Origin of the sequence: Streptomyces sp. AC558_RSS880 (assembly GCF_019049255.1) — a bacterium.
In the GTDB taxonomy this organism is placed as follows: Bacteria; Actinomycetota; Actinomycetes; order Streptomycetales; family Streptomycetaceae; genus Streptomyces.
In genome coordinates, this window is sequence record NZ_JAGMUJ010000161.1 from 176,252 (window position 1) to 198,005 (window position 21,754).

Genomic DNA, 21,754 nt, shown 5'->3' on the forward strand with positions numbered 1-21,754 from the left:
CGTTCCGATACGTGCGTCAGGGCTCGGACAGCGCGTTGCCGCACCGGCCGAGCCCTGCACTCATATCAGGCTGCCCGCTCCGCGATCAGAGCTGGTTGCCCACGAAGACCGTCAGGTCGACGAGGCGGTTGCTGTAGCCCCACTCGTTGTCGTACCAGCCGATGACCTTCACGCTCTTGCCCTCCTGGACCATGGTCAGGGAGGAGTCGAAGGTGCAGGACGCCGGGGCGTTGACGATGTCGGAGGAGACGATCTCGTCCTCGGTGTACTCGAGGTAGCCCTTGAGCTCGCCCTCGGCGGCCTTCTGGAAGGCGGCGTTGACCTCTTCCTTGGTGACCTCGCGGGAGAGCTCGACGACCAGGTCGGTGACCGAGCCGGTCGGGACCGGGACGCGCATGGCCATGCCGTCCAGCTTGCCCTTGAGCTGCGGGAGCACCAGGGCGGTGGCCTTGGCGGCACCGGTGGTGGTCGGGATGATGTTCTCGGCGGCGGCACGCGCGCGGCGCAGGTCCTTGTGCGGGAAGTCCAGGATGCGCTGGTCGTTCGTGTACGCGTGCACCGTGGTCATCAGACCCTTGACGATGCCGAAGTTCTCGTCGAGCACCTTCGCCATCGGCGCCACACAGTTGGTGGTGCAGGAGGCGTTGGAGATGACGTGGTGGTTCGCCGGGTCGTACTGGTCGTGGTTCACGCCCATGACGAGGGTGATGTCCTCGTTCTTCGCCGGGGCGGAGATGATGACCTTCTTGGCGCCGCCGGCGATGTGCTTCTCGGCGTCTTCCTTCTTGGTGAAGATGCCGGTCGACTCGATGACGATGTCGACGCCCAGCTCGCCCCACGGGATGTCGGCGGGGTTGCGCTCGGAGAGCACCTTGATCGTCTTGCCGTCGACGGTGATCGTGTCGGCGGTGTGGGTGACCTCCTGCTTGAGGCGGCCCAGGATGGTGTCGTACTTCAGCAGGTGCGCAGTCGTCGCCGTGTCACCCAGGTCGTTGACGGCCACGATCTCGATGTCGGCGCCCTGTTCCAGCAAAGCCCGGAAGTAGTTGCGACCGATGCGGCCAAACCCGTTGATGCCTACGCGGATCGTCACGAACCGATCTCCTCGTTGGTACGCCGGCTCTCGTCGCCGGCGAGCTGTATTTGGGATGTCCCCGACCACTGTCGACCCTACCTCTCCGGGGCCCCGGCCGTGACATCGAGTTGCCCCATACCCGGCAGGGCGGCCCGTACCCGTCAGTAGGGTGCGGACCGCCCGGTCCGACGCTCCGTCGTCACTCGATTTCGCTACGGATCGTCCGTGTGCGTTGACGCGCGGTGTCACCCGTCCAGGGCGGCCAGCGCCTTCCTCAGCAGTGCGGTCCGGTCGGCCGCGGAGGTGAGGTGCTCCAGGCCGAAGCCCAGCAGCACGGTGTCGCCGGTGGTGACCGCTCCGTAGGTCTGGAACAGCGCTCCGGTGCGCGTCCAGTCCTTCAGGACGGCCGGGCTGCCCGCGGGCGGTCCGGACACCGTCCAGGCGCCGAGCGAGCTCTCGAAGCCCTCGGTGCCGGCCGCGGTGCCGCCGGTCACGAGCGAGGCCTCGTCGGCGAGGACGCCGTGGCCGCCGCTGCCCGGGTCGGTGACGTAGGCGAGGGAGACCTCGACCGTCTTCCCGGCGTAGGCGCTCAGGTCGAACTCCACCTGCTGCCAGCCGCTGGAGGAGCCGGTGAGGCTGTTCCAGGAACCGGTGGTGCCGGTCGCGGCGCAGCCGTCGTCGCCCAGGGTCAGGTAGTGCTCCAGCCAGGGGTGCTCGCCCATGTAGAACCCGGCCGCGCACTCGCTCGGCACGGTGGTGCGGGTCGCGCCGCCCGCCTCGGGCAGGGTCGTCCAGTCGTCGGCGCCGGTGGTGCGCGCCTCGACGATGACGTGGTCGTAGCCCGGTTCGGTGTCCCACAGCAGCTGGGTGCGCAGGGTGGGCCTGTCGGCCGCGGCGGTGCCGGTGAGGTCGATGGTGCGGGTGAGGCGCTTGTAGCCGTCGTCGGTGTGCACGGCGGCCGCCATGTACGAGCCGGCGTAGGGCCCGTACGGGTTGACCGTGCCGGGGAACTGCCCGGCGCCGGCGCTCGCGAACTGCGGGTACCGCTCGGCGGGCAGCTCGTCGGAGGTGACCCCGTAGGTGCCGGCCTCGTCCAGCGGATTGCCGGGCGTGTCGCCGAGCGGGCCGGTGAAGCCGTCCAGGCCGCCGGAGCCGGTGAACGCCGTGGCTCCGGGGGTGGAGGTGCGGGAGTAGGCGCCCAGGTAGTACTGGCTGAAGTCGTCGGACAGGGTGCCGCCGCCGAGGTCGACGCTGCCGCCGGCCTGCTCGCCCGCCTCGATCAGCCGGCCGCCCTCGTTGAGGAAGGCCCGCAGCTGGAGCTGGGTGGCGATGCCCGGGGTGCCGGCGCCGGTGTGGTGGACGACCGTGTCGAAGTGGCTCAGCACGCCGAGCGCGTCCGGGGCTCCCTGCTCGGCGACGTCCCAGACCGCCGCGCGGCGGCCGTTGGCCTTCAGCGCGTCGACGTACTTCTGGGCCTGCGTGCTCTTCGCGCCCTCCTCGGCGACGACGAGGACGTCCGCGCGGGGCCGTTCGGCGACGGTGTAGGTGAAGTGCTCACTGGAGACGTTCCTGCCCCCGCGGCTCTCCCCGGTGAACCACACCTCGACCTTGTCGCCGGGCTCGCCGTGCCTCACCTTCGCCCGGTACTCGTCGAAGTAGAGGTTGTCCTCACCGCCGTACCGCTCCCCGCCCTTCCATGGCCTGAGGTCCACGTCGTGCGTACGGCCGCCGTTGACGCGGTACTTCAGCTCCTTGTCGCGCACGGCCTTGCGGACGACGACGGAGACCTCCTGGTCGGCGCCGCGCGCGTACGACGTGCCGAAGGACGCCGGGGTGAAGTCCGCGGCCTCCAGGCCGACCGAGGAGGACGGCCGGTCGGGGTGGGAGGCGGACTCGGCGACGGAGAGCGCGAACGGGATGTTCTTCGCGAACTCCTGCTGGATCAGCTTCTCGTCGTCGGGGAAGTTGAAGCCCGACTGGCAGTCTTCGGCGTTCCACTCGTCGTCGGGGTCGGCCTCGGAGACGGTCTGGCAGGTCGACATCTCGGGGGTGAACATCGCCATGCCGTTGACGTTGGCCGCGTGGCCGTCGGCCTCGCCGTTGGTGGTGTACAGCTCGGAGGAGAGCTGTGGGTGGTAGCCGGGGATCGCGGAGTTGCCGGGCGTGCCGGCCAGGGCCTCGTAGAGGACGTCGTCGGGGGTCGGCGTGGCCACCTGCCAGCCGACCCCGTAGAGGAGGAGTTCGGCCGCCGAGTGGTAGTTGATGCCGTAGGTGAAGCCGATCCGCTTCTGGAAGGCGTCGATGGCCTTGGTCTCGGGCTCGGAGCCGGGGCTCGCGCCGCGGTAGGTCTGGCTGGTGGGGTTGGGGGACGAGCCCTCGTCGTCGTAGCCCCACTTGTAGGGGAAGTTGCGGTTGAGGTCGACGCCGTCGCCGGTGCCGATGGCGCCGTCCCCGTTGACGTCCCGCAGGTTCTTGCGCCAGAGGCGGTTGTCCTCGTCGGCGAAGGTGTGGTCGTAGCCGTCGGGGTTGGCGGAGAGGACGAACCACAGTTCGGTGGTGTCGACGATCTTCTTGATCCGCTTGTCCGTCCGGTACGAGTCCAGGTAGTGGTGCATCAGCCGCCGGGTCATCTCCGGCGTGATCCACTCGCGCGCGTGCTGGTTGGACAGGTAGAGGACGGCCGGTTTCGACCCGTCCTTCGTCTTCTTGGCCCTCTTGGTGAGCTTCAGGGCGAGGATGTCCTGGCCCTTGACCGTCTTGCCGATGGAGACGACCTTGGTGAGGTCGGGGTTCTCCCGCGCGGTGCGCAGGATCTCCTCCCGCAGACCGCCCTCTCCGCTGTACGGGCGGAACACGCCCTCGGCGGCGTCCTCGACACGGGTCTCGGCCTGGGCGGAGAGTGTGTGCTCGGTGAGGTCGACGCCCTGTTCCTCCAGCTTTTCGGCCTGCCCCTCGGTGAGGTAGACCTCCACGGTGGCCGTGCCCTTGTCGGGCACCCGCTCACCGAGTTCGTGGCCGTCCTGCCCCGCCGCCAGCAGCAGGGACACCTGCTCCTTGGTGACGTCGGCGCGGAAGACCTTGACCTCGTCGGTGTCGGAGGCCGCGGGGTTTCCGGGTTGTGCCTGGGCGATGGGTGCGAGGCTCGCTCCGCCGATCAGGAGCGTGCCGACAGCGAGGATCGATCTCGCTCTGTGTCTCATGAGCCCCCCTGGAAGTGGTCCACCACAGCGGCGAACAGATGCCAGGCTCATGACACATCATGATCGAGTCAAGGGTGCCGTCGCGACACGTGAGAACCGGCGCCGGTCACCCAAGTGGGTGCCGACGCCGGTTCCCTGATCGGCCGTCAGACCATGAGCTTGTCGTCCAGCTCCTCGCCGAGGTTGGCCTCCGTGCCGGGGATGCCGAGGTCGGAGGCGCGCTTGTCGGCCATCGCCAGCAGCCGGCGGATCCGGCCGGCCACGGCGTCCTTGGTGAGCGGCGGGTCGGCGAGCGCGCCCAGCTCCTCCAGGGAGGCCTGCTTGTGCTCCATGCGCAGCCGGCCGGCCGCGGCGAGGTGCTCGGGGACGTCGTCGGCGAGGATCTCCAGGGCGCGCTGGACGCGGGCGCCGGCCGCCACGGCCGCGCGGGCGGAGCGGCGGAGGTTGGCGTCGTCGAAGTTGGCCAGCCGGTTCGCCGTGGCGCGCACCTCGCGGCGCATCCGGCGCTCCTCCCAGGCCAGCACCGACTCGTGCGCGCCGAGCCGGGTGAGCAGCGCGCCGATCGCGTCGCCGTCGCGGACCACGACCCGGTCCACGCCGCGCACCTCGCGCGCCTTGGCGGCGATCGACAGCCGGCGGGCGGCGCCGACCAGGGCGAGCGCGGCCTCGGGACCGGGGCAGGTCACCTCCAGGGAGGAGGAGCGGCCGGGCTCGGTGAGGGAGCCGTGGGCCAGGAAGGCACCGCGCCAGGCCGCCTCGGCGTCACAGGTGGCCCCGGAGACCACCTGCGGGGGCAGACCGCGGATCGGGCGGCCGCGGCCGTCCACCAGGCCGGTCTGACGGGCCAGCTGGTCGCCGCCCGCGACCACCCGGACGACGTAGCGCGAGCCGCGGCGGAGTCCGCCCGGGGCCATCACGATCAGTTCGGAGCTGTGGCCGAAGATCTCCAGAATGTCCCGCTTGAGGCGGCGGGCCGCCATCGCGGTGTCCAGCTCCGCCTCGATCACGATGCGCCCGCTCACCAGGTGGAGGCCGCCGGCGAACCGCAGAACGGCGGAGACCTCCGCCTTCCTGCAGCAGGTCCGGGTGACGGGGAGCCGGGAGATCTCGTCCTTCACCGCTGCCGTCATCGCCATGGGCCGATCCTTCCATGCATCCGAAAAATACGGTCGTACGCGGCGGCCAACAGCTCCGGGTCGTGCCGGGGGCTTCCGTCGGGCCTGGCCACCGGGGCCAGCTCGACCGCGGCGCCGAACCGCCGGGCGGCATCGGTCAGCGAGTCGCGGTCGGGCACGGCAGCCTCGTCGGCCAGCACCACGTCCAGGGCGAGTTTAGGGGCGTGTCGTCCCAAAACCTCCAAATGACGCTGCGGGGAGAAGCCCTCGGTTTCTCCTGGCTGCGGGGCGAGGTTAAGGGAGAGTACCCGGCGCGCCTTGGTTTCGATGAGGGCGTCCAGCAGTTCCGGCACGAGCAGGTGCGGGATGACCGAGGAGAACCAGGAGCCGGGGCCGAGCACCACCCAGTCGGCGTCGAGGACCGCCGCGACCGCCTCGGGGACGGCGGGCGGGTCGTTCGGCACGAGGTGCACGGACTGCACCTCGCCCGGGGTGAGGGCGACGGTGGCCTGGCCGCGGACGGTGCCGACCTCGTCGGGCCGCTCGGGGTCGTGGCCCTTGACCAGGGCCTGGAGCTCCAGCGGCACGGCGGACATGGGCAGCACCCGCCCGTGCGCGCCGAGCAGCCGGCCCACCAGGTCCAGCGCCTGGACGTGGTCGCCGAGCTGCTCCCACAGGGCGACGATCAGCAGATTGCCGACCGCGTGCTCGTGCAGATCGCCCTGGGACTGGAAGCGGTGCTGGATGACGCGGGCCCAGGTCTGGCCCCAGTCGTCGTCGCCGCACAGCGCGGCCAGGGCCTTGCGCAGGTCGCCGGGCGGCAGCACGCCCAGTTCGTCGCGCAGGCGCCCGCTGGAGCCGCCGTCGTCGGCCACGGTGACGACGGCGGTGAGGTCGCCGGTGATCCGGCGCAGCGCGGCGAGCGAGGCGGACAGGCCCATGCCGCCGCCGAGGGCGACGACCTTGGGCTGGGCGCCCCGGCGGCGCGGTCTCGCGCCACGGGTCTCGGCCGGCCGGCTCGCGCGTCCCTCGGGGACCGCTCTGCGCAGCCGGCTCAGCCGCGGAGTACGTCGTGTCATTCCCGTCCCATGTCCCGGTGGACCACCACCGTCTCCACGCCCTCGGCGGCGAGCCTGGCGGCGAGCTTCTCCGACATGGCGACCGACCGGTGCTTGCCGCCGGTGCAGCCGACGGCGATGGTCACATAGCGCTTGCCCTCACGACGGTAGCCCGCGGCGATCAGCCGCAGCAGCTCGGCGTACCGGTCGAGGAACTCCTTGGCGCCGGGCTGGTTGAAGACGTACGACGCCACCTCCTCGTTGAGGCCGGTGTACGGGCGCAGCTCGGGTACCCAGTGCGGGTTGGGCAGGAACCGCATGTCCACGACCAGGTCGGCGTCGACCGGGAGGCCGTACTTGAAGCCGAAGGACATGACGGTGGCCCGCAGCTCGGGCTCCTCCTCGCCGGCGAACTGGGCGTCCATCTTGGCGCGCAGCTCGTGCACGTTGAGGCTGGAGGTGTCGATCACCAGGTCGGCGTCGCCGCGCAGCTCGCGCAGCAGCTCCCGTTCGGCCGCGATGCCGTCGACGATACGGCCGTCGCCCTGGAGGGGGTGCGGACGGCGCACCGACTCGAAACGGCGCACCAGGGCGTCGTCGGAGGACTCCAGGAAGACGGTCCGCCGGGTGACGCCCCGCGCGTCGAGGTCGGCGAGGGACTCGCGGAGGTTGTCGAAGAAGCGCCGGCCGCGGACGTCGACGACGACCGCGATCCGCGCCACGTTGCCCTGGGAACGCGCGCCGAGCTCCACCATGGTGGGGATCAGCGCGGGCGGCAGGTTGTCCACGACAAACCAGCCGAGGTCCTCCAGACACTTCGCGGCCGTCGAGCGGCCGGCCCCGGACATGCCGGAGATGATCACCAGCTCGGGGATGGCCACCTCGGGCACCCCGGCCTTTTCCTTGCCCGTACTCACCTGTGCTCCGTCGTCCTGGCGGGCGGCGGCCGGGCCGGCGCCTTCCCCGCCCGTCTCCTGCTGGGTCCGGTCCCGCTCCGGCGCGGGCCCCGTCTCGTGCTCGGTCATCGCTCCTGCCCCCGTCGTTCGTCCGGGGCGCCCGTGGTCACGGGCTCCCCGGGAGAACCCGTCGCCTGCCCGGGTTCTCCCATGTCATCCATGATCTCGCCCGTGTCGTCCATGATCTCGCCCGTGTCGTCCATGATCTCGCCCGTCGCCGTGTTCACGGCGGGGGCGGCGGGCACCGCCCGGGCGAGCGCTGCGACGATCGCCTCAGCCGTCTTGCGGCCTATGCCCGGAACCTCGCAGATCTGGTCGATTGTCGCCGATCGCAGCCTCTTCACCGAACCGAAGTGCTTGATCAGTGCCTGCTTGCGGGTCTCGCCGAGGCCGGGCACGTCGTCCAGCGGGCCGGCCCGGAAGCGCTTGGCGCGCTTGGTGCGCTGGTAGGTGATCGCGAACCGGTGGGCCTCGTCGCGGACCCGCTGGAGCAGGTAGAGGCCCTCGCTGGTGCGCGGCAGCACCACCGGGTCGGTCTCGCCCGGCAGCCAGACCTCCTCCAGCCGCTTGGCGAGGCCGCACACGGCGATGTCGTCGATGCCCAGCTCGTCCAGCGCCCGCCGGGCCGCCGCGACCTGCGGCGCGCCGCCGTCGACGACGACGAGCTGCGGCGGGTAGGCGAAGCGTCTGGGGCGGCCGTCGTCCTCCGTGAGGGTGTTCGCGGGCGGCTCGGCGAGGCCTGCGGAGGGGTCCTCCGCCCCGGGCTCCTCGCCGTCGGTCCACTCCCCCGTCCGCTCCTTCTCCGCGAGGTAGCGCCGGAAGCGGCGGGTGATCACCTCGTGCATGGAGCGGACGTCGTCCTGCCCCGCGAAGCTTTTGATCTGGAAGCGGCGGTACTCGCTCTTGCGGGCCAGTCCGTCCTCGAAGACGACCATGGAGGCCACCACGTCGTCGCCCTGGAGGTGCGAGATGTCGTAGCACTCGATCCTGAGCGGAGCGCTGTCCAGCTCCAGGGCGTCGGTGATCTCCTCCAGCGCGCGCGAGCGCGTGGTCAGGTCGGAGGCGCGCTTGGTCTTGTGCAGCACGAGCGCCTGCTGGGCGTTGCGCTCCACGGTCTCCATCAGGGCCCTCTTGTCCCCGCGCTGCGGGATGCGCAGGGAGACACCGGAACCGCGCCGCCCGGTGAGCCACTGCTGGACCGGCTCCACCGGGTCGGGCAGGGCCGGGACCAGGACCTCCCGGGGGACCGCGTCGCCGGTCTCCTCGCCGTAGAGCTGCTGCAGCGCGTGCTCGACGAGGGCGCCGGTGGTGATCTCCTCGACCTTGTCGGTGACCCAGCCGCGCTGGCCGCGCACGCGTCCGCCGCGCACGTGGAAGATCTGGACGGCCGCCTCCAGCTCGTCCTCGGCGACCGCGATCAGGTCGGCGTCGGTCGCGTCGGCGAGCACGACCGCGCTCTTCTCCATGGCCTTCTTCAGGGCCCCGATGTCGTCGCGCAGGCGGGCGGCCCGCTCGTACTCCATCTCCTCGGCCGCCTCCGTCATCCGCCGCTCCAGACGGCGGAGGTGGGTGCCCGTGCGGCCGGCCATGAAGTCGGAGAACTCCTCGGCCAGTGCGCGGTGGTCCTCGGCGGAGATGCGGTCCACGCACGGTGCCGAGCACTTGTCGATGTAGCCGAGCAGACAGGGGCGGCCGGTGCGGGCGGCGTTCTTGAAGACCCCGGCCGAGCAGGTGCGCACCGGGAAGACGCGCAGCAGCAGGTCCACGGTGTCCCGGATCGCCCACGCGTGCGCGTACGGGCCGAAGTACCGGACGCCCTTCTTCTTGTGACCGCGCATCACCTGGACGCGCGGGAACTCCTCGTTCATCGTCACCGCGAGGTACGGGTAGCTCTTGTCGTCGCGGTACTTGACGTTGAACCGGGGGTCGTACTCCTTGATCCAGGAGTACTCCAGCTGGAGCGCCTCGACCTCCGTGGACACCACCGTCCACTCCACGGACGCGGCCGTGGTGACCATGGAGCGGGTGCGCGGGTGCAGCCCGGCCAGGTCCTGGAAGTAGTTCGCCAGGCGCTGGCGCAGGCTCTTCGCCTTTCCGACGTAGATCACCCGGCGGTGCTCGTCGCGGAACCGGTAGACCCCCGGCGAGTCGGGGATCTCACCCGGTTTGGGGCGGTAGCTGGAGGGGTCGGCCATGTCTCACACCCTACTGGCGGGGACCGACACCGCGGCGGGCCTGTGGACGCGGGGGCCCGGCCGGGTCCGGATGGGTTACGGCGTGCGGGAAGCGGGAAGGTGGGGGTTCCGTCCCTCGGGTGATCGGCGGACGGCCACGAGGGCGGTCACGAGTCGGAGGGCTGGTCGGATGCGACGGACACGGATCGAGAAAACACGACGGCCGGCCCGGACCCGCCGGTACGCGGACGAGACGTCCGGCCTCCTCGACCTCCTCGACCCGCGCGATCCCGACATCGTGCGCGCGAAGCGCCTGCGGCCGCGGTTGGGGGACCGGGACGGGGGCGGCGCGTCGTAAGGCCGGGGCGGGACCGGCGCGCCGTAGGGCCGGGGCGGGCCGCTGTCGGGTGTCAGGTGTTGTCGGGGCTTGGTCAACACGCTTCAATGCGGGGGAACTCCGGGACCTGAACGACGGCGTACGGACGTGAAGACTCCGCCGCGCCGGCGGGGGCGGTTCCGGGGTGCCCGCGCGACGGTCTGACCAGCCGTCGCGGACTTCACAGAAAGGCCCCTGCATGCCGCACGCCACACCGCACGCGGACCTCGTCACCGCGGAACTGGACTCGGCCCTGCGCGGCGGCCCCTTCCACGTCGCCCTGCGCGCGGCGATCGCCGCGCGGGGGCTGCCGTTGCAGCGGGTGCAGCACCATCTGTCGCGCCACGGCGTGAAGGTCGGCGTCACCAGTCTGAGTTACTGGCAACAGGGCGCCCGCCGCCCGCAGCGCCCGGAGTCGCTGCGCGCCGTACGGGCGCTGGAGGAGATCCTGCAGTTGCCGGAGGAGTCGCTGATCCGGCTGCTCGCCCAGCCGGACGAGCACGCGGCGGACCGGCACTCCCCGGGGCGGTCCTACCGCTCCCTGGTCGAGGCCTCGGACGTACGGGAACGACTGCTGGCCGAGTTCGGCGCCCCGTGCGACGGCGGACTGCACACCCTGGGGCACCACGAACGGATACGGATCGGGGCGCGCCGCGAACTGGCGGAGCGCGAGTCGCACCACATCGTGCGCGCCCACCGGGACGGCGTCGACCGCTATGTGGCCGTCCACCACGGCGACCTCGGTGCCGTGCCGGAGCGGATGACCGTGCAAGCGCTGGAGAACTGCCGCACCGGGCGTGTGCGCTGGCACCACGACACCGGGGTGCTCGCGGCCGAGCTGCTCTTCGACACCCGGCTGCGGGCCGGTGACACCTTCCTCTTCCGCTACGCCGTCGAGGACGGCACGGCGGGCGTCTCGCACGAGTACGTGCGCGGGGCGGAGTCCCCCGGCGGCCAGTACGCGCTCCAGGTGTGCTTCGGCTCCGGGGTTCTCCCGGTGCGCTGCCACCGGTTCACCCAGCACTCGGCGGCGGCACCGCGCGGCGGCCGTCAGGAGCTGGCCCTCAGCGGGCGGCACCGCTCGGTGCACCTGGTGGAACCGCGCGTGCGGTCGGGTTACGTGGGGATCGCCTGGGACTGGGATTGACCCCGGTCAGGCCTGCGGCCTGGCGACCAGCGTGCCGTTCTCCACCTCGACGGCCAGCGTCTTCAGGGGGGCCACGGCCGGCTCGCGCAGCACCTTGCCGGTGGTGGCGTCGAACTCGCTGCCGTGGCAGGGGCAGATCAGCTTCGTGCCCTCGAGCTTGTTGATGGGGCATCCCGCGTGTGTGCAGACGGTGTTGTACGCCTTGAGGGTGCCGTCCCCGCTCCGGCTGACCACGACGTTGTGGTCCCGGTACAGCTTCGCGCCGCCCTTGGCGACCTCGCCCTCGGGGCCCAGCTCGACGGGGCCGGTCAGCGGGGCGGGCGCGTCGTCGGCGCCCCCACACGCGGCGAGGCCCAGGCCGGCGACGGGGGTGAGGACCGCGCCTCGCAGGACGGTGCGGCGGCTCGCTGCGGGTGGGACGGGCATGAGGGCTCCACTGGCGGGACGGCGGTGCGGGGTCGATACCGGGGACGATACCGGGGGTGCTTGTTCCGGTTGGAGCTGGGGGCCTGTGCGCAAGCGTTCGCGTAAACGATTGCGCAAGCGTTTACGCCCGCCGTCGGATGGGATACGGTCCTCACCCTGGAGACGAACGCGCCGGCACGGAGGAGAGCGCACGATGGCGACCATGGCGGATGTGGCGCGGAGCGCCGGGGTCTCGGTCGCGACCGTCTCGCACGTACTGAACGACACCCGGCCGGTGCTGCCCCACACCCGCCAAGCGGTCCTGGACGCCATCGAGGAGCTCGGTTACACCCCGAACACCCTGGCCCGCTCCCTGGTGACGTCCCGCACCCGCTCGATCGGGCTGGCGGTGTCCGCGATCAGCAACCCGTACTTCACGGAGATCCTCCAGGGCGTCGAGGCCGCCGCCCTGGACCACGGCTACAGCATCCTCATCACCGACCCGCACGACGACCCGGTGCACGAGCGCAAGGTCGTCCAGCTGCTGCACGAGCGCCGCGTGGAGGGCGTGATCGTCGCGCCCTCCGCGCAGCCGCGCGAGATGCTCGCCTACCTCGGGCGCCATCGGGTACCCGCCGTGCTCCTGGACCGGCTGGTTCACACGCCCGGGGGCGGTGAAGGCCCGCCCTTCGACCAGATCTGCGCCGAGAGCACGGAGCCGACGGCCCGACTGGTCACGCATCTCGCCGGTCTCGGCCACCGCCGTATCGCCCTGGTCGCGGGGCTGCCGGGGCTCAGCACGACCGCCGAGCGGATCACCGGCTACCGGCACGGTCTCGCGGCGTCCGGGCTGCCGTACGACGAACGGCTCCTGGTGCACGGTGACTCCACGGCCGCGGGAGCGGAACGGGTCACCGCGGGGCTGCTGTCCCTCGGCTCGTGTCCCACCGCGCTGGTCACCGCCAACAACGTCATGACGATCGGCGCGCTGCGGGCCCTACGGGCGCACGGCCTGTCCGTCCCCGAGGACATCGCGCTGTGCTGTTTCGACGACTTCGCCTGGGCGGACCTGTTCTCGCCCCGTCTCACGGCGATCGCCCAGCCCAGCAGGGACATCGGCGCCCGGGCCGTGCGCGTCCTCCTGGACCGCCTCGCCGAACCGGACCGTCCCGCGCGGACCGAACGGCTCCCGTGCGCCTTCGTGCACCGCACGTCCTGTGGCTGCCCGGACGGACCGGAGCGGCCCCCGCAGACCGAGAAGCCCGATCCTTCGAAGAAGGGAACTCCTCGTGATCGTCGTAGCCGGTGAGGCATTGATCGACCTGGTACCGCGCGGCACGGGTGCGCTCGCGGCACTGACGCCGGCGCTCGGCGGCGGCCCGTTCAACACGGCGGTGGCGCTGGGCCGCCTCGGCTCCCCCACCGCGTTCTGCTCCCGGGTGTCGCGTGACGCCTTCGGTGCGGCACTGCTGGACCGGCTGCGGGAGACCGGTGTGGACGTGTCGTCGGTGCAGCGCGGTGACGAGCCGACGACGCTGGCCGTGGCCACGGTCGGCGCGGACGGCTCCGCGGCGTACTCCTTCTACGTGGAGGGGACCGCGGACCGGCTGTTCACGGCCCCCGGCACGTTGCCGGCCGGCACCCGCGCGGTGTCCTTCGGGACCTGCTCGCTCGTGCTGGAGCCGGGCGCGAGCGCCTACGAGGAGCTGATGCGCGCCGCCTTCGCGCGAGGCGTCTTCACCGCGCTGGACCCCAACGTCCGGGCGGGTCTCATCCCCGACCCCGACGCCTACCGGGCCCGGTTCCGGAGCTGGCTGCCGTCGGTGTCACTGCTGAAGCTGTCCGCGGAGGACGCCGAGTGGCTCGGCGGGTCCCCGAAGGAGTGGCTGGCGGCCGGTCCGGCGGCGGTCGTGGTCACCCGGGGCGGTGACGGGCTGACCGTGTTCACCCGCGACGGCGGCGAGTACGCCGTGCCGGGTGAACGGGTCGAGGTGGTGGACACGATCGGCGCCGGTGACACGGTGAACGCGGCACTGCTGCACGGACTCGCGGTGCGGGACGCGCTCAGTGACGCGGGGGTGGCCGCGCTGGGCGGCGAGGGCTGGGCGGAGCTGCTCGGCTTCGCGGCGCGCGCGGCGGCGATCACCTGCTCACGCGCGGGCGCGGAGCCGCCGTACGCCCGTGAACTGGAGCCGGAGGCCTCCTGACGCGCGTACGCGCCGTGCCGCACGGGGTTTCCGTGCGGCACACGCGCGTGGACGGGTGCGGGCCCGGTCAGGCCTTGGTCGCCCGCGTCGTCTTCTTCGCGGCGGCCTTGGTGGCCGTCTTCCTGGCGGCCGTACCGTCGACCGCCTTGGTGGCCGTCTTCCTGGTGGTGGCCTTGGCCGCGACCGTCTTCTTCGTCGCCGTCTTGCGCGGGGCCGGTGCCTGCGCGGCGTCGCTGATCCGCTCCGCCCCCAGGACGTCCCGCAGGAACTTGCCGGTGTGGCTGGCCGGAACGCCCGCCACCTGCTCGGGCGTGCCCTCCGCGACGACCAGGCCGCCGCCGGAACCGCCCTCGGGGCCCATGTCGACGACCCAGTCGGCGGTCTTGATCACGTCGAGGTTGTGCTCGATGACGATGACCGTGTTGCCCTTGTCGACCAGGCCGGACAGGACCTTCAGCAGCTTGCTGATGTCCTCGAAGTGCAGACCGGTGGTCGGTTCGTCCAGGACGTAGACCGTGCGGCCGGTGGAGCGCTTCTGCAGCTCGCTGGCGAGCTTCACGCGCTGCGCCTCACCGCCGGACAGGGTGGTCGCGGACTGGCCGAGCCGGACGTAGCCGAGACCGACGTCGTTGAGCGTCCTCAGGTGGCGGGCGATGGCCGGGACGGCCTCGAAGAAGTGCATGGCCTCTTCGATCGGCATGTTCAGGACGTCGGCGATGGACTTGCCCTTGTAGTGGACCTCCAGGGTCTCCCGGTTGTAGCGGGCGCCGTGGCAGACCTCGCACGGGACGTACACGTCCGGGAGGAAGTTCATCTCGATCTTGATGGTGCCGTCGCCCGAGCAGTTCTCGCAGCGGCCGCCCTTGACGTTGAAGGAGAAGCGGCCGGGCATGTAGCCGCGGACCTTCGCCTCGGTGGTCTCGGCGAACAGCTTGCGGACGTGGTCGAAGACACCCGTGTACGTCGCCGGGTTGGAGCGCGGGGTGCGGCCGATGGGCGACTGGTCGACGTGGACGACCTTGTCGACGAGGTCGTCGCCGTCCACGCGCGTGTGCCGGCCGGGGACGCTGCGCGCGCCGTTCAGCTCGCGGGCGAGGTGGGTGTACAGGATGTCGTTGACCAGCGTGGACTTGCCGGAGCCGGACACGCCGGTGACCGCGGTGAAGACGCCCAGCGGGAAGGACACGTCGATGTCCCGCAGGTTGTTCTCGCGGGCACCGTGCACCGTGAGCCGGCGCGAGGGGTCGTGCGGGCGGCGGAGGTCGGGCAGCGGGATGGCCTTCTTGCCGGACAGGTACTGGCCGGTCTGCGACTCGGCGTTGGCGAGGAGCTCCTTGAGGGAGCCGCTGTGCACGACCTTGCCGCCGTGCTCGCCGGCGCCGGGGCCGATGTCGACGATCCAGTCGGCGACCTTGATGGTGTCCTCGTCGTGCTCGACGACGATGAGCGTGTTGCCCATGTCGCGCAGCCGGACCAGGGTCTCGATCAGCCGGTGGTTGTCCCGCTGGTGCAGGCCGATGGAGGGCTCGTCGAGGACGTAGAGCACACCGACGAGTCCGGAGCCGATCTGGGTGGCCAGGCGGATGCGCTGGGCCTCGCCGCCGGAGAGCGTGCCCGCCGCGCGGTTGAGCGAGAGGTAGTCCAGGCCGACGTCGACCAGGAACCGCAGCCGCTCGTTGACCTCCTTGAGCACGCGCTCGGCGATCTTCTTGTCGCGGGCGGTGAGCCTGAGCTCGCCCAGGAAGTCCGCGCAGTCGCTGATGGACATCCCGGAGACCTCGGCGATGGACTTGCCCATGATCGTGACGGCGAGGACGACCGGCTTGAGCCGGGTGCCCTCACAGGCGGGGCAGGGCACCTCGCGCATGTAGCCCTCGAAGCGCTCGCGGCTGGCGTCGCTCTCGGCCTCGCTGTGCCGGCGCTTGACGAAGGGGAGGGCGCCCTCGAAGGCCGTGGTGTACCGGCGCTCGCGGCCGTAGCGGTTGCGGTAGCGGACCTCGACCTGGGTCTTGTGGCCGTGCAGCAGGGCCTTCTTGGCGCGCTGCGGCAGGCCCGCGAACGGGATGTCGGTGCGGAAGCCCAGCGCGTCCGCGAGGGCGCCGATCAGGCGGTCGAAGTAGTCCTTGGTGTGGCCGTGCGACCACGGGTGGATGGCGCCCTCGTCGAGGCTCTTGTCCGGGTCGGGGACGATCAGCTCGGGGTCGACCTCCATGCGCGTGCCGATGCCGGTGCATTCGGGGCAGGCGCCGAAGGGCGAGTTGAAGGAGAAGGAACGCGGCTCCAGTTCCTCGAAGGACAGGTCGTCGTACGGGCAGTACAGGTGCTCGGAGTACATGCGCTCGCGCTCGGGGTCGTCCTCGGGGAGGTCGACGAAGTCGAGCACGACCATGCCTCCGGACAGGCCGAGGGCGGTCTCGACGGAGTCGGTGAGGCGGCGCTTGGCGCTGTCCTTGACCGTGAGGCGGTCGACGACCACCTCGATGGTGTGCTTCTCCTGCTTCTTCAGCGTGGGCGGGCTGGAGAGCTGGACCGTCTCGCCGTCCACCCGCGCGCGGGAGTAGCCCTTGGTCTGGAGGTCGGAGAAGAGGTCGACGAACTCGCCCTTGCGCTCGCGCACCAGCGGGGAGAGCACCTGGAAACGGCTTCCCTCGGGCAGCTCCAGGACCCTGTCGACGATGGCCTGCGGCGACTGGCGCGAGATCGGCCGGGAACACTCGGGGCAGTGCGGCTTGCCGATGCGCGCGAAGAGCAGGCGCAGGTAGTCGTAGACCTCGGTGATGGTGCCGACCGTGGAGCGCGGGTTGCGGGAGGTCGACTTCTGGTCGATGGAGACCGCCGGGGACAGGCCCTCGATGAAGTCGACGTCCGGCTTGTCCATCTGGCCGAGGAACTGCCGGGCGTACGAGGAGAGCGACTCCACGTAGCGCCGCTGCCCTTCGGCGAAGATCGTGTCGAAGGCCAGCGAGGACTTGCCCGACCCCGACAGGCCCGTGAAGACGATGAGCGAGTCGCGCGGGAGATCGAGCGAGACGTTCTTGAGGTTGTGCTCGCGCGCTCCACGGACGATGAGACGGTCGGCCACGCCGGTCCGCACCTTTCTTGAGAGAAGTGACAGGGGCGAGGCCCCCGTCTTTCTCAGACTAGGGGGAGCCACTGACAACGCCGGTTCGGATTCACGGGTTGTCAACAAACCCCGGCTCTCCAGCATGCCCGACGCCGAACACGACCATATAGCACGTGCATTCGATTTAGGGCACTGCTCCACCACCTTCACCCGATGGTGTGACAGGGCTAGGGTCAGCACCATGATTGATCACGCTGATGACCTGGCGTCTGTACAAGCAGCGACCGAGCGGCTGCTCACCGCGGTCGCCGCACTGGACAACGCGGCTGTGACCCAGTCGTCACGGCTGCCCGGCTGGACCCGCGGCCATGTCCTGGCCCACCTGGCCCGCAACGCGGACGCTCTGGTGAACGTCCTCGAGGGCCGCCCCATGTACGTCTCCGGCGAGGCCCGGGACGCCGACATCGAGCGGGACGCGCCGCGTCCCCTCGACGTGCACCTCGCCGACCTGCGGGAGAGCGGGGAGCGCTTCCGCGCGGTGGGCGCGGCCCCGGCGGACTGGTCGCGCACGGTGGAGCTGCGCAACGGGGTCACGGACCGGGCGGAGCGGGTGCCGTTCCGGCGGTGGATCGAGGTGGAGCTGCACCACGTGGACCTCGGGATCGGCTACGAGCTGGAGGACCTGCCGGCGGACTTCACGGAGCGGGAGATCGACTTCCTCGCGGCGCGGTTCGCCGGCCACCGGGACGTGCCGTCGACCGCCCTCGCCACTGTGGACGGCAGGATCTGGACCACCGGCGGCGAGGAGGCCGGCGGCCCGGTCGCGGTCGAGGGAACGGCCGCCGACCTGCTCGGCTGGCTGGCCGGCCGCCGGGACGGCGCCGCCCTGACGGTCAAGGGCGGGGACCTCCCGTCGCTTCCCCCGCTGTAGCACCTGTCCCACGCGGGTTCCCGCTATAGGCTGGCGGTCATGACGTACAGCGGTCGGGTGACGGTCGGCGGCCCAGCCGACGTGCACGAACTCAAGGACCTGATGATCACCAAGGTCGCGGTCGGCCCCATGGACAACAACGCCTATCTGCTGCGTTGCCGGGCCACCGACGAGCAGTTGCTGATCGACGCGGCCAACGACGCGGAGACCCTGCTGGGGACGATCGGTGACGACGGCATCGCGTCCGTCGTCACCACCCACCGGCACGGCGACCACTGGCAGGCGCTGGCCGAGGTCGTCGCGGCCACCGGCGCCCGCACCCACGCGGGCCGGGAGGACGCCGAGGGCATCCCGGTGCCGACCGACGTGCCGCTCGACGACGGCGACGTCATCCGCGTGGGCCGGGTGGAGCTCACCGTCCGCCACCTGGTCGGGCACACGCCCGGCTCGGTCGCCCTCGTCTACGACGACCCCCACGGGCATCCGCATGTGTTCACCGGGGACTGCCTGTTCCCGGGCGGTGTGGGCAACACCCACAAGGACCCGAAGGCGTTCGCCAGTCTGATCCATGATGTCGAGACCAAGATCTTCGATGTCCTCCCGGACGAGACCTGGGTCTATCCCGGGCACGGCAACGACACCACCCTGGGCGCGGAACGCCCGCATCTGCCGGAGTGGCACGCGCGGGGCTGGTGAGCGGCGGCGAGCCGGTCCTGGTGGGGAGCGCCCGCCATGGCGAACGGGGCTTACGCCTCGGTCAGTCCCGGGCCGGCCAGCGCCGCGATCCGCTCCACCGCGAACACGTACCCCTGCACCCCGCATCCCGCGATGACCCCGTCGGCGCGCAGGGAGACGTAGGAGTGGTGCCGGAAGGACTCGCGCCGGTGGATGTTGGAGATGTGGACCTCCATCACGGGCAGGCCGTCACAGGCGTTGAGGGCGTCCAGGATGGCGACGGAGGTGTGCGAGTAGGCACCGGGGTTGATGACGATCCCGCAGTGGTTCAGCCGCGCCTCGTGGATCCAGTCCACCAGCCGGCCCTCGTGGTTGGACTGGCGCAGATCCACCGTGCCGCCCCGTGCCGCCGCCGCCTCGGCGCACATCGCCTCCACGTCGGCGAGCGTGTCGGAGCCGTAGATCTCCGGCTGGCGCTGTCCCAGCAGGTTCAGGTTGGGGCCGTTGAGGATCATGATGGGGGCGTTGGCCAGGTTGCGGGGCACGGTTCCTCCGGTCCGTCGGGGTGGGGCGGTCCTCGCCGGAACCGCTGCTCGGACCCGGTTTATCACGGTGCGGCGCACGGCCGTTGAGCCCTGCCCCGGCCCGCACCGGGCGACCGCGTGGCCGTGCCTCGGACGCTTTCCGGCACTGCTCGTGGGCCGCCCGGAGAACCAGGTCTCCGGGCGCCCCACGGATCCCGGGGAGGGCGCGTCCCACGCCGTCGGACAGCGTCAGGCCGTGCTTCCCCGCTAGGGGTTGATCGCCAGCTCCAGATAGGCCGCGAGCAGCACCAGGTGCACGCCTCCCTGCAGTGGTGTGGCCCGTCCGGGGACCACGGTCAGCGCGCCCACCACCATGGTCAGGGCGAGCAGCACCATGTGGGTGTTGCCGAGCCCGAGGACGAGCGGACCGGGGAGCCAGAGGGAGGCCAGCGCGACGGCGGGGATGGTCAGGCCGATACTGGCCATCGCCGAGCCGAGCGCGAGGTTCATGCTGGTCTGCACCTGGTTGCGGCGCGAGGCGCGCACTGCGGCGATGGTCTCCGGGAGGAGGACCAGCAAGGCGATGATCACACCGACGACGGAGTGGGGCAGCCCGGCGGCCTCCACTCCGGACTCGATCGTGGGCGAGACCCCTTTGGCCAGCCCGACCACGCCGACCAGGGCCAGGCCCAGCAGCCCGAGACTGATCAGGGCGGTGCGCGTGGAGGGCGCCTCGGCGTGCTCCTGCTCGGGGGCGGCCGCCTCGCTCTGCTTGACGATCGGCAGGAAGTAGTCGCGGTGTCTGACGGTCTGGGTCGCCACGAACAAGGCGTAGAGGGTCAGTGAGGAGAGCGCCGCGAACGTGAGCTGCACGGTGGAGAACTCCGGGCCCGGCTTGCTCGTGGTGAACGTCGGCAGCACCAGGCTGAGGGTCGCCAGTGTCGCGACCGTGGCGAGGGCCGCGCCGGTGCCTTCCGAATTGAACACCGCCGTGCCGTGGCGCAGTGAGCCCACCAGCAGACTCAGTCCGAGAATGCCGTTGACGGTGATCATCACGGCCGCGAACACGGTGTCCCTGGCGAGCGTCGCGCTCTTGTCCCCGCCGTCGAGCATCAGCGTGACGATCAGCGCCACCTCGATGACGGTGACGGCGACCGCGAGGACCAGGGAGCCGAAGGGCTCACCGACCCGGTGCGCGACCACCTCGGCATGGTGCACGGCCGCCAGCACGGATCCCGCGAGAACCGCGGTCACCAGTACGACGATCCAGCCGGGCAGTTCGCGTCCCCAGGTCAGGATCAGCAGAACTACGGCGAACACCGGCACCAGGGTCGTCCACTGTGCCGTGAGTGACCTGAGCCGAGCGGTCATGGGGCGATCGTCGCAGACGTGAACGGGCGGCGCACCTCACCACAGCCCTCCGACCACCGGCCGACCGTAGGGGGCGCGGGGGGTGTCACCGCCGCACGGCGTGCCCCTCCGCTCCGCGATCCTGATCGTCTCGGGGTCATCATGGTCACGCATGGCCTCCTCGTACGAGTCGTGTTCGGTCGGCGCCGGCGCGCGGCGCGGGGTGGGAACAAACGGGACCGGGAGCGGTGGTCGGCGATGTGCTGACCTCCGCTCCCGGTCCCGGCGTTCCGGTGTCCGACAGGATCAGACGTCGATGTCGTTCTTCACGGAGCCCTCGTCCCGGCCCGCTGCCGCCTCGGCCTCCTCCTGCTTGCGGGAGGCCCGCAGGCTGGTGATCGTGGTGACGATCAGGACCGCGCAGATCACACCCAGCGAGACCGGGATGCTGATCTCGGGGACGTGTACCCCGGACTCGTGCAGTGCGTGCAGCACCAGCTTCACGCCGATGAAGCCGAGGATGATCGACAGGCCGTAGGACAGGTGGACCAGCTTCTTCAGCAGGCCGCCGATGAGGAAGTACAGCTGCCTGAGACCCATCAGCGCGAACGCGTTCGCCGTGAACACGATGTACGGGTCCTGCGTCAGGCCGAAGATCGCGGGGATCGAGTCGAGCGCGAACAGGACGTCCGTGGTGCCGATGGCGAGCATGACGACGAGCATCGGGGTCATGACCCGCTTGCCGTTCTGCTCGATCCACAGCTTGGTGCCGTGGTACCGGTCGGCCACGCCGAAGCGTCGCTCGGCGGCCTTGAGCAGCTTGTTCTCCTCGTACTCCTCGTCCTCCTCGTCGGCCCGGGCCTCCTGGATGAGCTTCCAGGCGGTCCAGATCAGGAAGGCTCCGAAGATGTAGAACACCCAGGAGAAGCTGGCGAGGATCGCTGCGCCGGCGGCGATGAAGATCGCGCGCAGCACCAGGGCGATGAGGACGCCGATGAGGAGCACCCGCTGCTGGTACTGCGACGGCACCGCGAACTTCGCCATGATTAGGACGAAGACGAAGAGGTTGTCGACGCTCAGCGACTTCTCGGTGATGTAGCCGGCGAAGAACTCGCCTCCGGCCTGTCCTCCGCCCCAGATCAGCAGGCCGAACCCGAAGAGCGCGGCCAGGACGATCCAGACGACGGTCCAGATCCCGGCTTCCTTGATGGATACGTCATGCGGTTTGCGGCCGATGAAGAAGTCGGCCGCGATGAGGGCGCACAGGCCCGCGATCGTCAGGACCCATAGGGTCGGGGAAACATCCACTGCGCCTCCGGCAGATACGTCACACGGCAAATGTCAGCGTCGTCGCTGCCGGAGGTCTCTTCCACCCGGGCCTCCGGCGCTGGGATGCGTCCGGACGGTCCTTCGGGCCGACGCCCCGGGATCTGGCCTGATCCGTATTGACGGGGTCGCCGCACAGACAGGGAGTACTCCCCTCCGTGCGGTCAACAG

The 21,754-nt window shown here is 71.0% G+C and carries 17 protein-coding genes; 6 read left to right on the forward strand and 11 right to left on the reverse strand.

The window, feature by feature from the left end; genetic code table 11:
* Positions 1 to 85: 85 nt before the first annotated feature.
* From gap to uvrC, 6 genes are all read right to left on the reverse strand, one after another.
* The gene (gap, locus tag KUM38_RS36875; RefSeq protein ID WP_217136303.1) at positions 86 to 1,093 is read right to left on the reverse strand and encodes a type I glyceraldehyde-3-phosphate dehydrogenase; all 1,008 of its coding nucleotides are present in this window, start codon (positions 1,091 to 1,093) and stop codon (positions 86 to 88) included.
* A gap of 227 nt (positions 1,094 to 1,320) precedes the next feature.
* Complete coding sequence (locus KUM38_RS36880) at positions 1,321 to 4,275, reverse strand: M14 family metallopeptidase (RefSeq protein ID WP_217136305.1); 2,955 nt, start codon at positions 4,273 to 4,275, stop codon at positions 1,321 to 1,323.
* A gap of 146 nt (positions 4,276 to 4,421) precedes the next feature.
* The gene (gene whiA, locus KUM38_RS36885; protein WP_217136308.1) at positions 4,422 to 5,411 is read right to left on the reverse strand and encodes a DNA-binding protein WhiA; all 990 of its coding nucleotides are present in this window, start codon (positions 5,409 to 5,411) and stop codon (positions 4,422 to 4,424) included.
* On the reverse strand, positions 5,402 to 6,469 hold the full coding sequence (gene yvcK, locus KUM38_RS36890; RefSeq protein ID WP_217136310.1) for a uridine diphosphate-N-acetylglucosamine-binding protein YvcK: 1,068 nt from the start codon (positions 6,467 to 6,469) through the stop codon (positions 5,402 to 5,404). The genes whiA and yvcK overlap by 10 nt, the downstream gene beginning before the upstream one ends.
* Positions 6,466 to 7,473, reverse strand: a complete 1,008-nt coding sequence (gene rapZ, locus KUM38_RS36895) for an RNase adapter RapZ (protein WP_217136312.1) — start codon at positions 7,471 to 7,473, stop codon at positions 6,466 to 6,468. The genes yvcK and rapZ overlap by 4 nt, the downstream gene beginning before the upstream one ends.
* A complete protein-coding gene (uvrC, locus tag KUM38_RS36900; protein ID WP_217136314.1) occupies positions 7,470 to 9,599 on the reverse strand; it encodes an excinuclease ABC subunit UvrC in 2,130 nt (709 codons plus the stop codon). The genes rapZ and uvrC overlap by 4 nt, the downstream gene beginning before the upstream one ends.
* 169 nt (positions 9,600 to 9,768) lie before the next feature.
* Here uvrC and KUM38_RS36905 point away from each other — a divergent pair, with 169 nt between their 5' ends.
* Together KUM38_RS36905 and KUM38_RS36910 are read left to right on the forward strand one after the other, a co-directional pair.
* Positions 9,769 to 9,936 (forward strand): hypothetical protein, encoded by a 168-nt coding sequence (locus KUM38_RS36905; protein ID WP_217136316.1) that lies wholly within the window; start codon positions 9,769 to 9,771, stop codon positions 9,934 to 9,936.
* A gap of 217 nt (positions 9,937 to 10,153) precedes the next feature.
* Positions 10,154 to 11,101, forward strand: coding sequence for a hypothetical protein (locus KUM38_RS36910; RefSeq protein WP_217136318.1), 948 nt, complete (start codon positions 10,154 to 10,156; stop codon positions 11,099 to 11,101).
* A gap of 6 nt (positions 11,102 to 11,107) precedes the next feature.
* On the opposite strand, the gene KUM38_RS36915 is transcribed toward KUM38_RS36910, so the two are convergent.
* Positions 11,108 to 11,527 (reverse strand): Rieske (2Fe-2S) protein, encoded by a 420-nt coding sequence (locus KUM38_RS36915; protein ID WP_217136320.1) that lies wholly within the window; start codon positions 11,525 to 11,527, stop codon positions 11,108 to 11,110.
* Positions 11,528 to 11,720: 193 nt separating this feature from the next.
* Between KUM38_RS36915 and KUM38_RS36920 the strand changes: the two genes are divergently transcribed.
* A complete protein-coding gene (locus KUM38_RS36920) occupies positions 11,721 to 12,815 on the forward strand; it encodes a LacI family DNA-binding transcriptional regulator (protein WP_217136322.1) in 1,095 nt (364 codons plus the stop codon).
* Positions 12,796 to 13,713, forward strand: coding sequence for a carbohydrate kinase (locus KUM38_RS36925; protein ID WP_217136323.1), 918 nt, complete (start codon positions 12,796 to 12,798; stop codon positions 13,711 to 13,713). Before KUM38_RS36920 ends, KUM38_RS36925 begins: the two co-directional genes overlap by 20 nt.
* Positions 13,714 to 13,780: 67 nt before the next feature.
* Here the strand turns inward: KUM38_RS36925 and uvrA are convergent, their stop codons facing one another.
* Positions 13,781 to 16,795 carry an excinuclease ABC subunit UvrA gene (gene uvrA, locus KUM38_RS36930; protein WP_217136325.1) on the reverse strand — a complete coding sequence of 1,005 codons (3,015 nt, stop codon included), beginning with the start codon at positions 16,793 to 16,795 and terminating at the stop codon, positions 13,781 to 13,783.
* Positions 16,796 to 17,018: 223 nt separating this feature from the next.
* Here uvrA and KUM38_RS36935 point away from each other — a divergent pair, with 223 nt between their 5' ends.
* Together KUM38_RS36935 and KUM38_RS36940 are read left to right on the forward strand one after the other, a co-directional pair.
* The gene (locus tag KUM38_RS36935) at positions 17,019 to 17,708 is read left to right on the forward strand and encodes a maleylpyruvate isomerase family mycothiol-dependent enzyme (protein ID WP_217136326.1); all 690 of its coding nucleotides are present in this window, start codon (positions 17,019 to 17,021) and stop codon (positions 17,706 to 17,708) included.
* A 39-nt stretch (positions 17,709 to 17,747) separates the two neighbouring features.
* Positions 17,748 to 18,404 (forward strand): MBL fold metallo-hydrolase, encoded by a 657-nt coding sequence (locus KUM38_RS36940; protein ID WP_217136328.1) that lies wholly within the window; start codon positions 17,748 to 17,750, stop codon positions 18,402 to 18,404.
* A 50-nt stretch (positions 18,405 to 18,454) separates the two neighbouring features.
* Here KUM38_RS36940 and aroQ read toward each other — a convergent pair whose 3' ends face one another.
* The 3 genes from aroQ to KUM38_RS36955 form a co-directional block, all read right to left on the reverse strand.
* A complete protein-coding gene (gene aroQ, locus KUM38_RS36945; RefSeq protein WP_217136329.1) occupies positions 18,455 to 18,928 on the reverse strand; it encodes a type II 3-dehydroquinate dehydratase in 474 nt (157 codons plus the stop codon).
* Positions 18,929 to 19,174: 246 nt separating this feature from the next.
* Entirely contained in the window at positions 19,175 to 20,278 is a 1,104-nt protein-coding gene (locus KUM38_RS36950) for a calcium:proton antiporter (RefSeq protein WP_217136331.1), read from the reverse strand.
* A gap of 285 nt (positions 20,279 to 20,563) precedes the next feature.
* A complete protein-coding gene (locus tag KUM38_RS36955; RefSeq protein ID WP_217136332.1) occupies positions 20,564 to 21,565 on the reverse strand; it encodes a TerC family protein in 1,002 nt (333 codons plus the stop codon).
* Positions 21,566 to 21,754 lie beyond the last annotated feature (189 nt).

Bases quoted from the DNA above. Each gene is read 5' to 3' on its own strand.
- KUM38_RS36905 (WP_217136316.1), top strand. From the start codon at position 9,769: ATGCGACGGACACGGATCGAGAAAACACGACGGCCGGCCCGGACCCGC.
- KUM38_RS36935 (WP_217136326.1), top strand. From the start codon at position 17,019: ATGATTGATCACGCTGATGACCTGGCGTCTGTACAAGCAGCGACCGAG.
- yvcK (WP_217136310.1), bottom strand. From the start codon at position 6,469: ATGACACGACGTACTCCGCGGCTGAGCCGGCTGCGCAGAGCGGTCCCC.
- KUM38_RS36950 (WP_217136331.1), bottom strand. From the start codon at position 20,278: ATGACCGCTCGGCTCAGGTCACTCACGGCACAGTGGACGACCCTGGTG.
- KUM38_RS36940 (WP_217136328.1), top strand. From the start codon at position 17,748: ATGACGTACAGCGGTCGGGTGACGGTCGGCGGCCCAGCCGACGTGCAC.
- whiA (WP_217136308.1), bottom strand. From the start codon at position 5,411: ATGGCGATGACGGCAGCGGTGAAGGACGAGATCTCCCGGCTCCCCGTC.
- KUM38_RS36920 (WP_217136322.1), top strand. From the start codon at position 11,721: ATGGCGACCATGGCGGATGTGGCGCGGAGCGCCGGGGTCTCGGTCGCG.
- KUM38_RS36910 (WP_217136318.1), top strand. From the start codon at position 10,154: ATGCCGCACGCCACACCGCACGCGGACCTCGTCACCGCGGAACTGGAC.
- uvrC (WP_217136314.1), bottom strand. From the start codon at position 9,599: ATGGCCGACCCCTCCAGCTACCGCCCCAAACCGGGTGAGATCCCCGAC.
- KUM38_RS36915 (WP_217136320.1), bottom strand. From the start codon at position 11,527: ATGCCCGTCCCACCCGCAGCGAGCCGCCGCACCGTCCTGCGAGGCGCG.
- KUM38_RS36880 (WP_217136305.1), bottom strand. From the start codon at position 4,275: ATGAGACACAGAGCGAGATCGATCCTCGCTGTCGGCACGCTCCTGATC.
- rapZ (WP_217136312.1), bottom strand. From the start codon at position 7,473: ATGACCGAGCACGAGACGGGGCCCGCGCCGGAGCGGGACCGGACCCAG.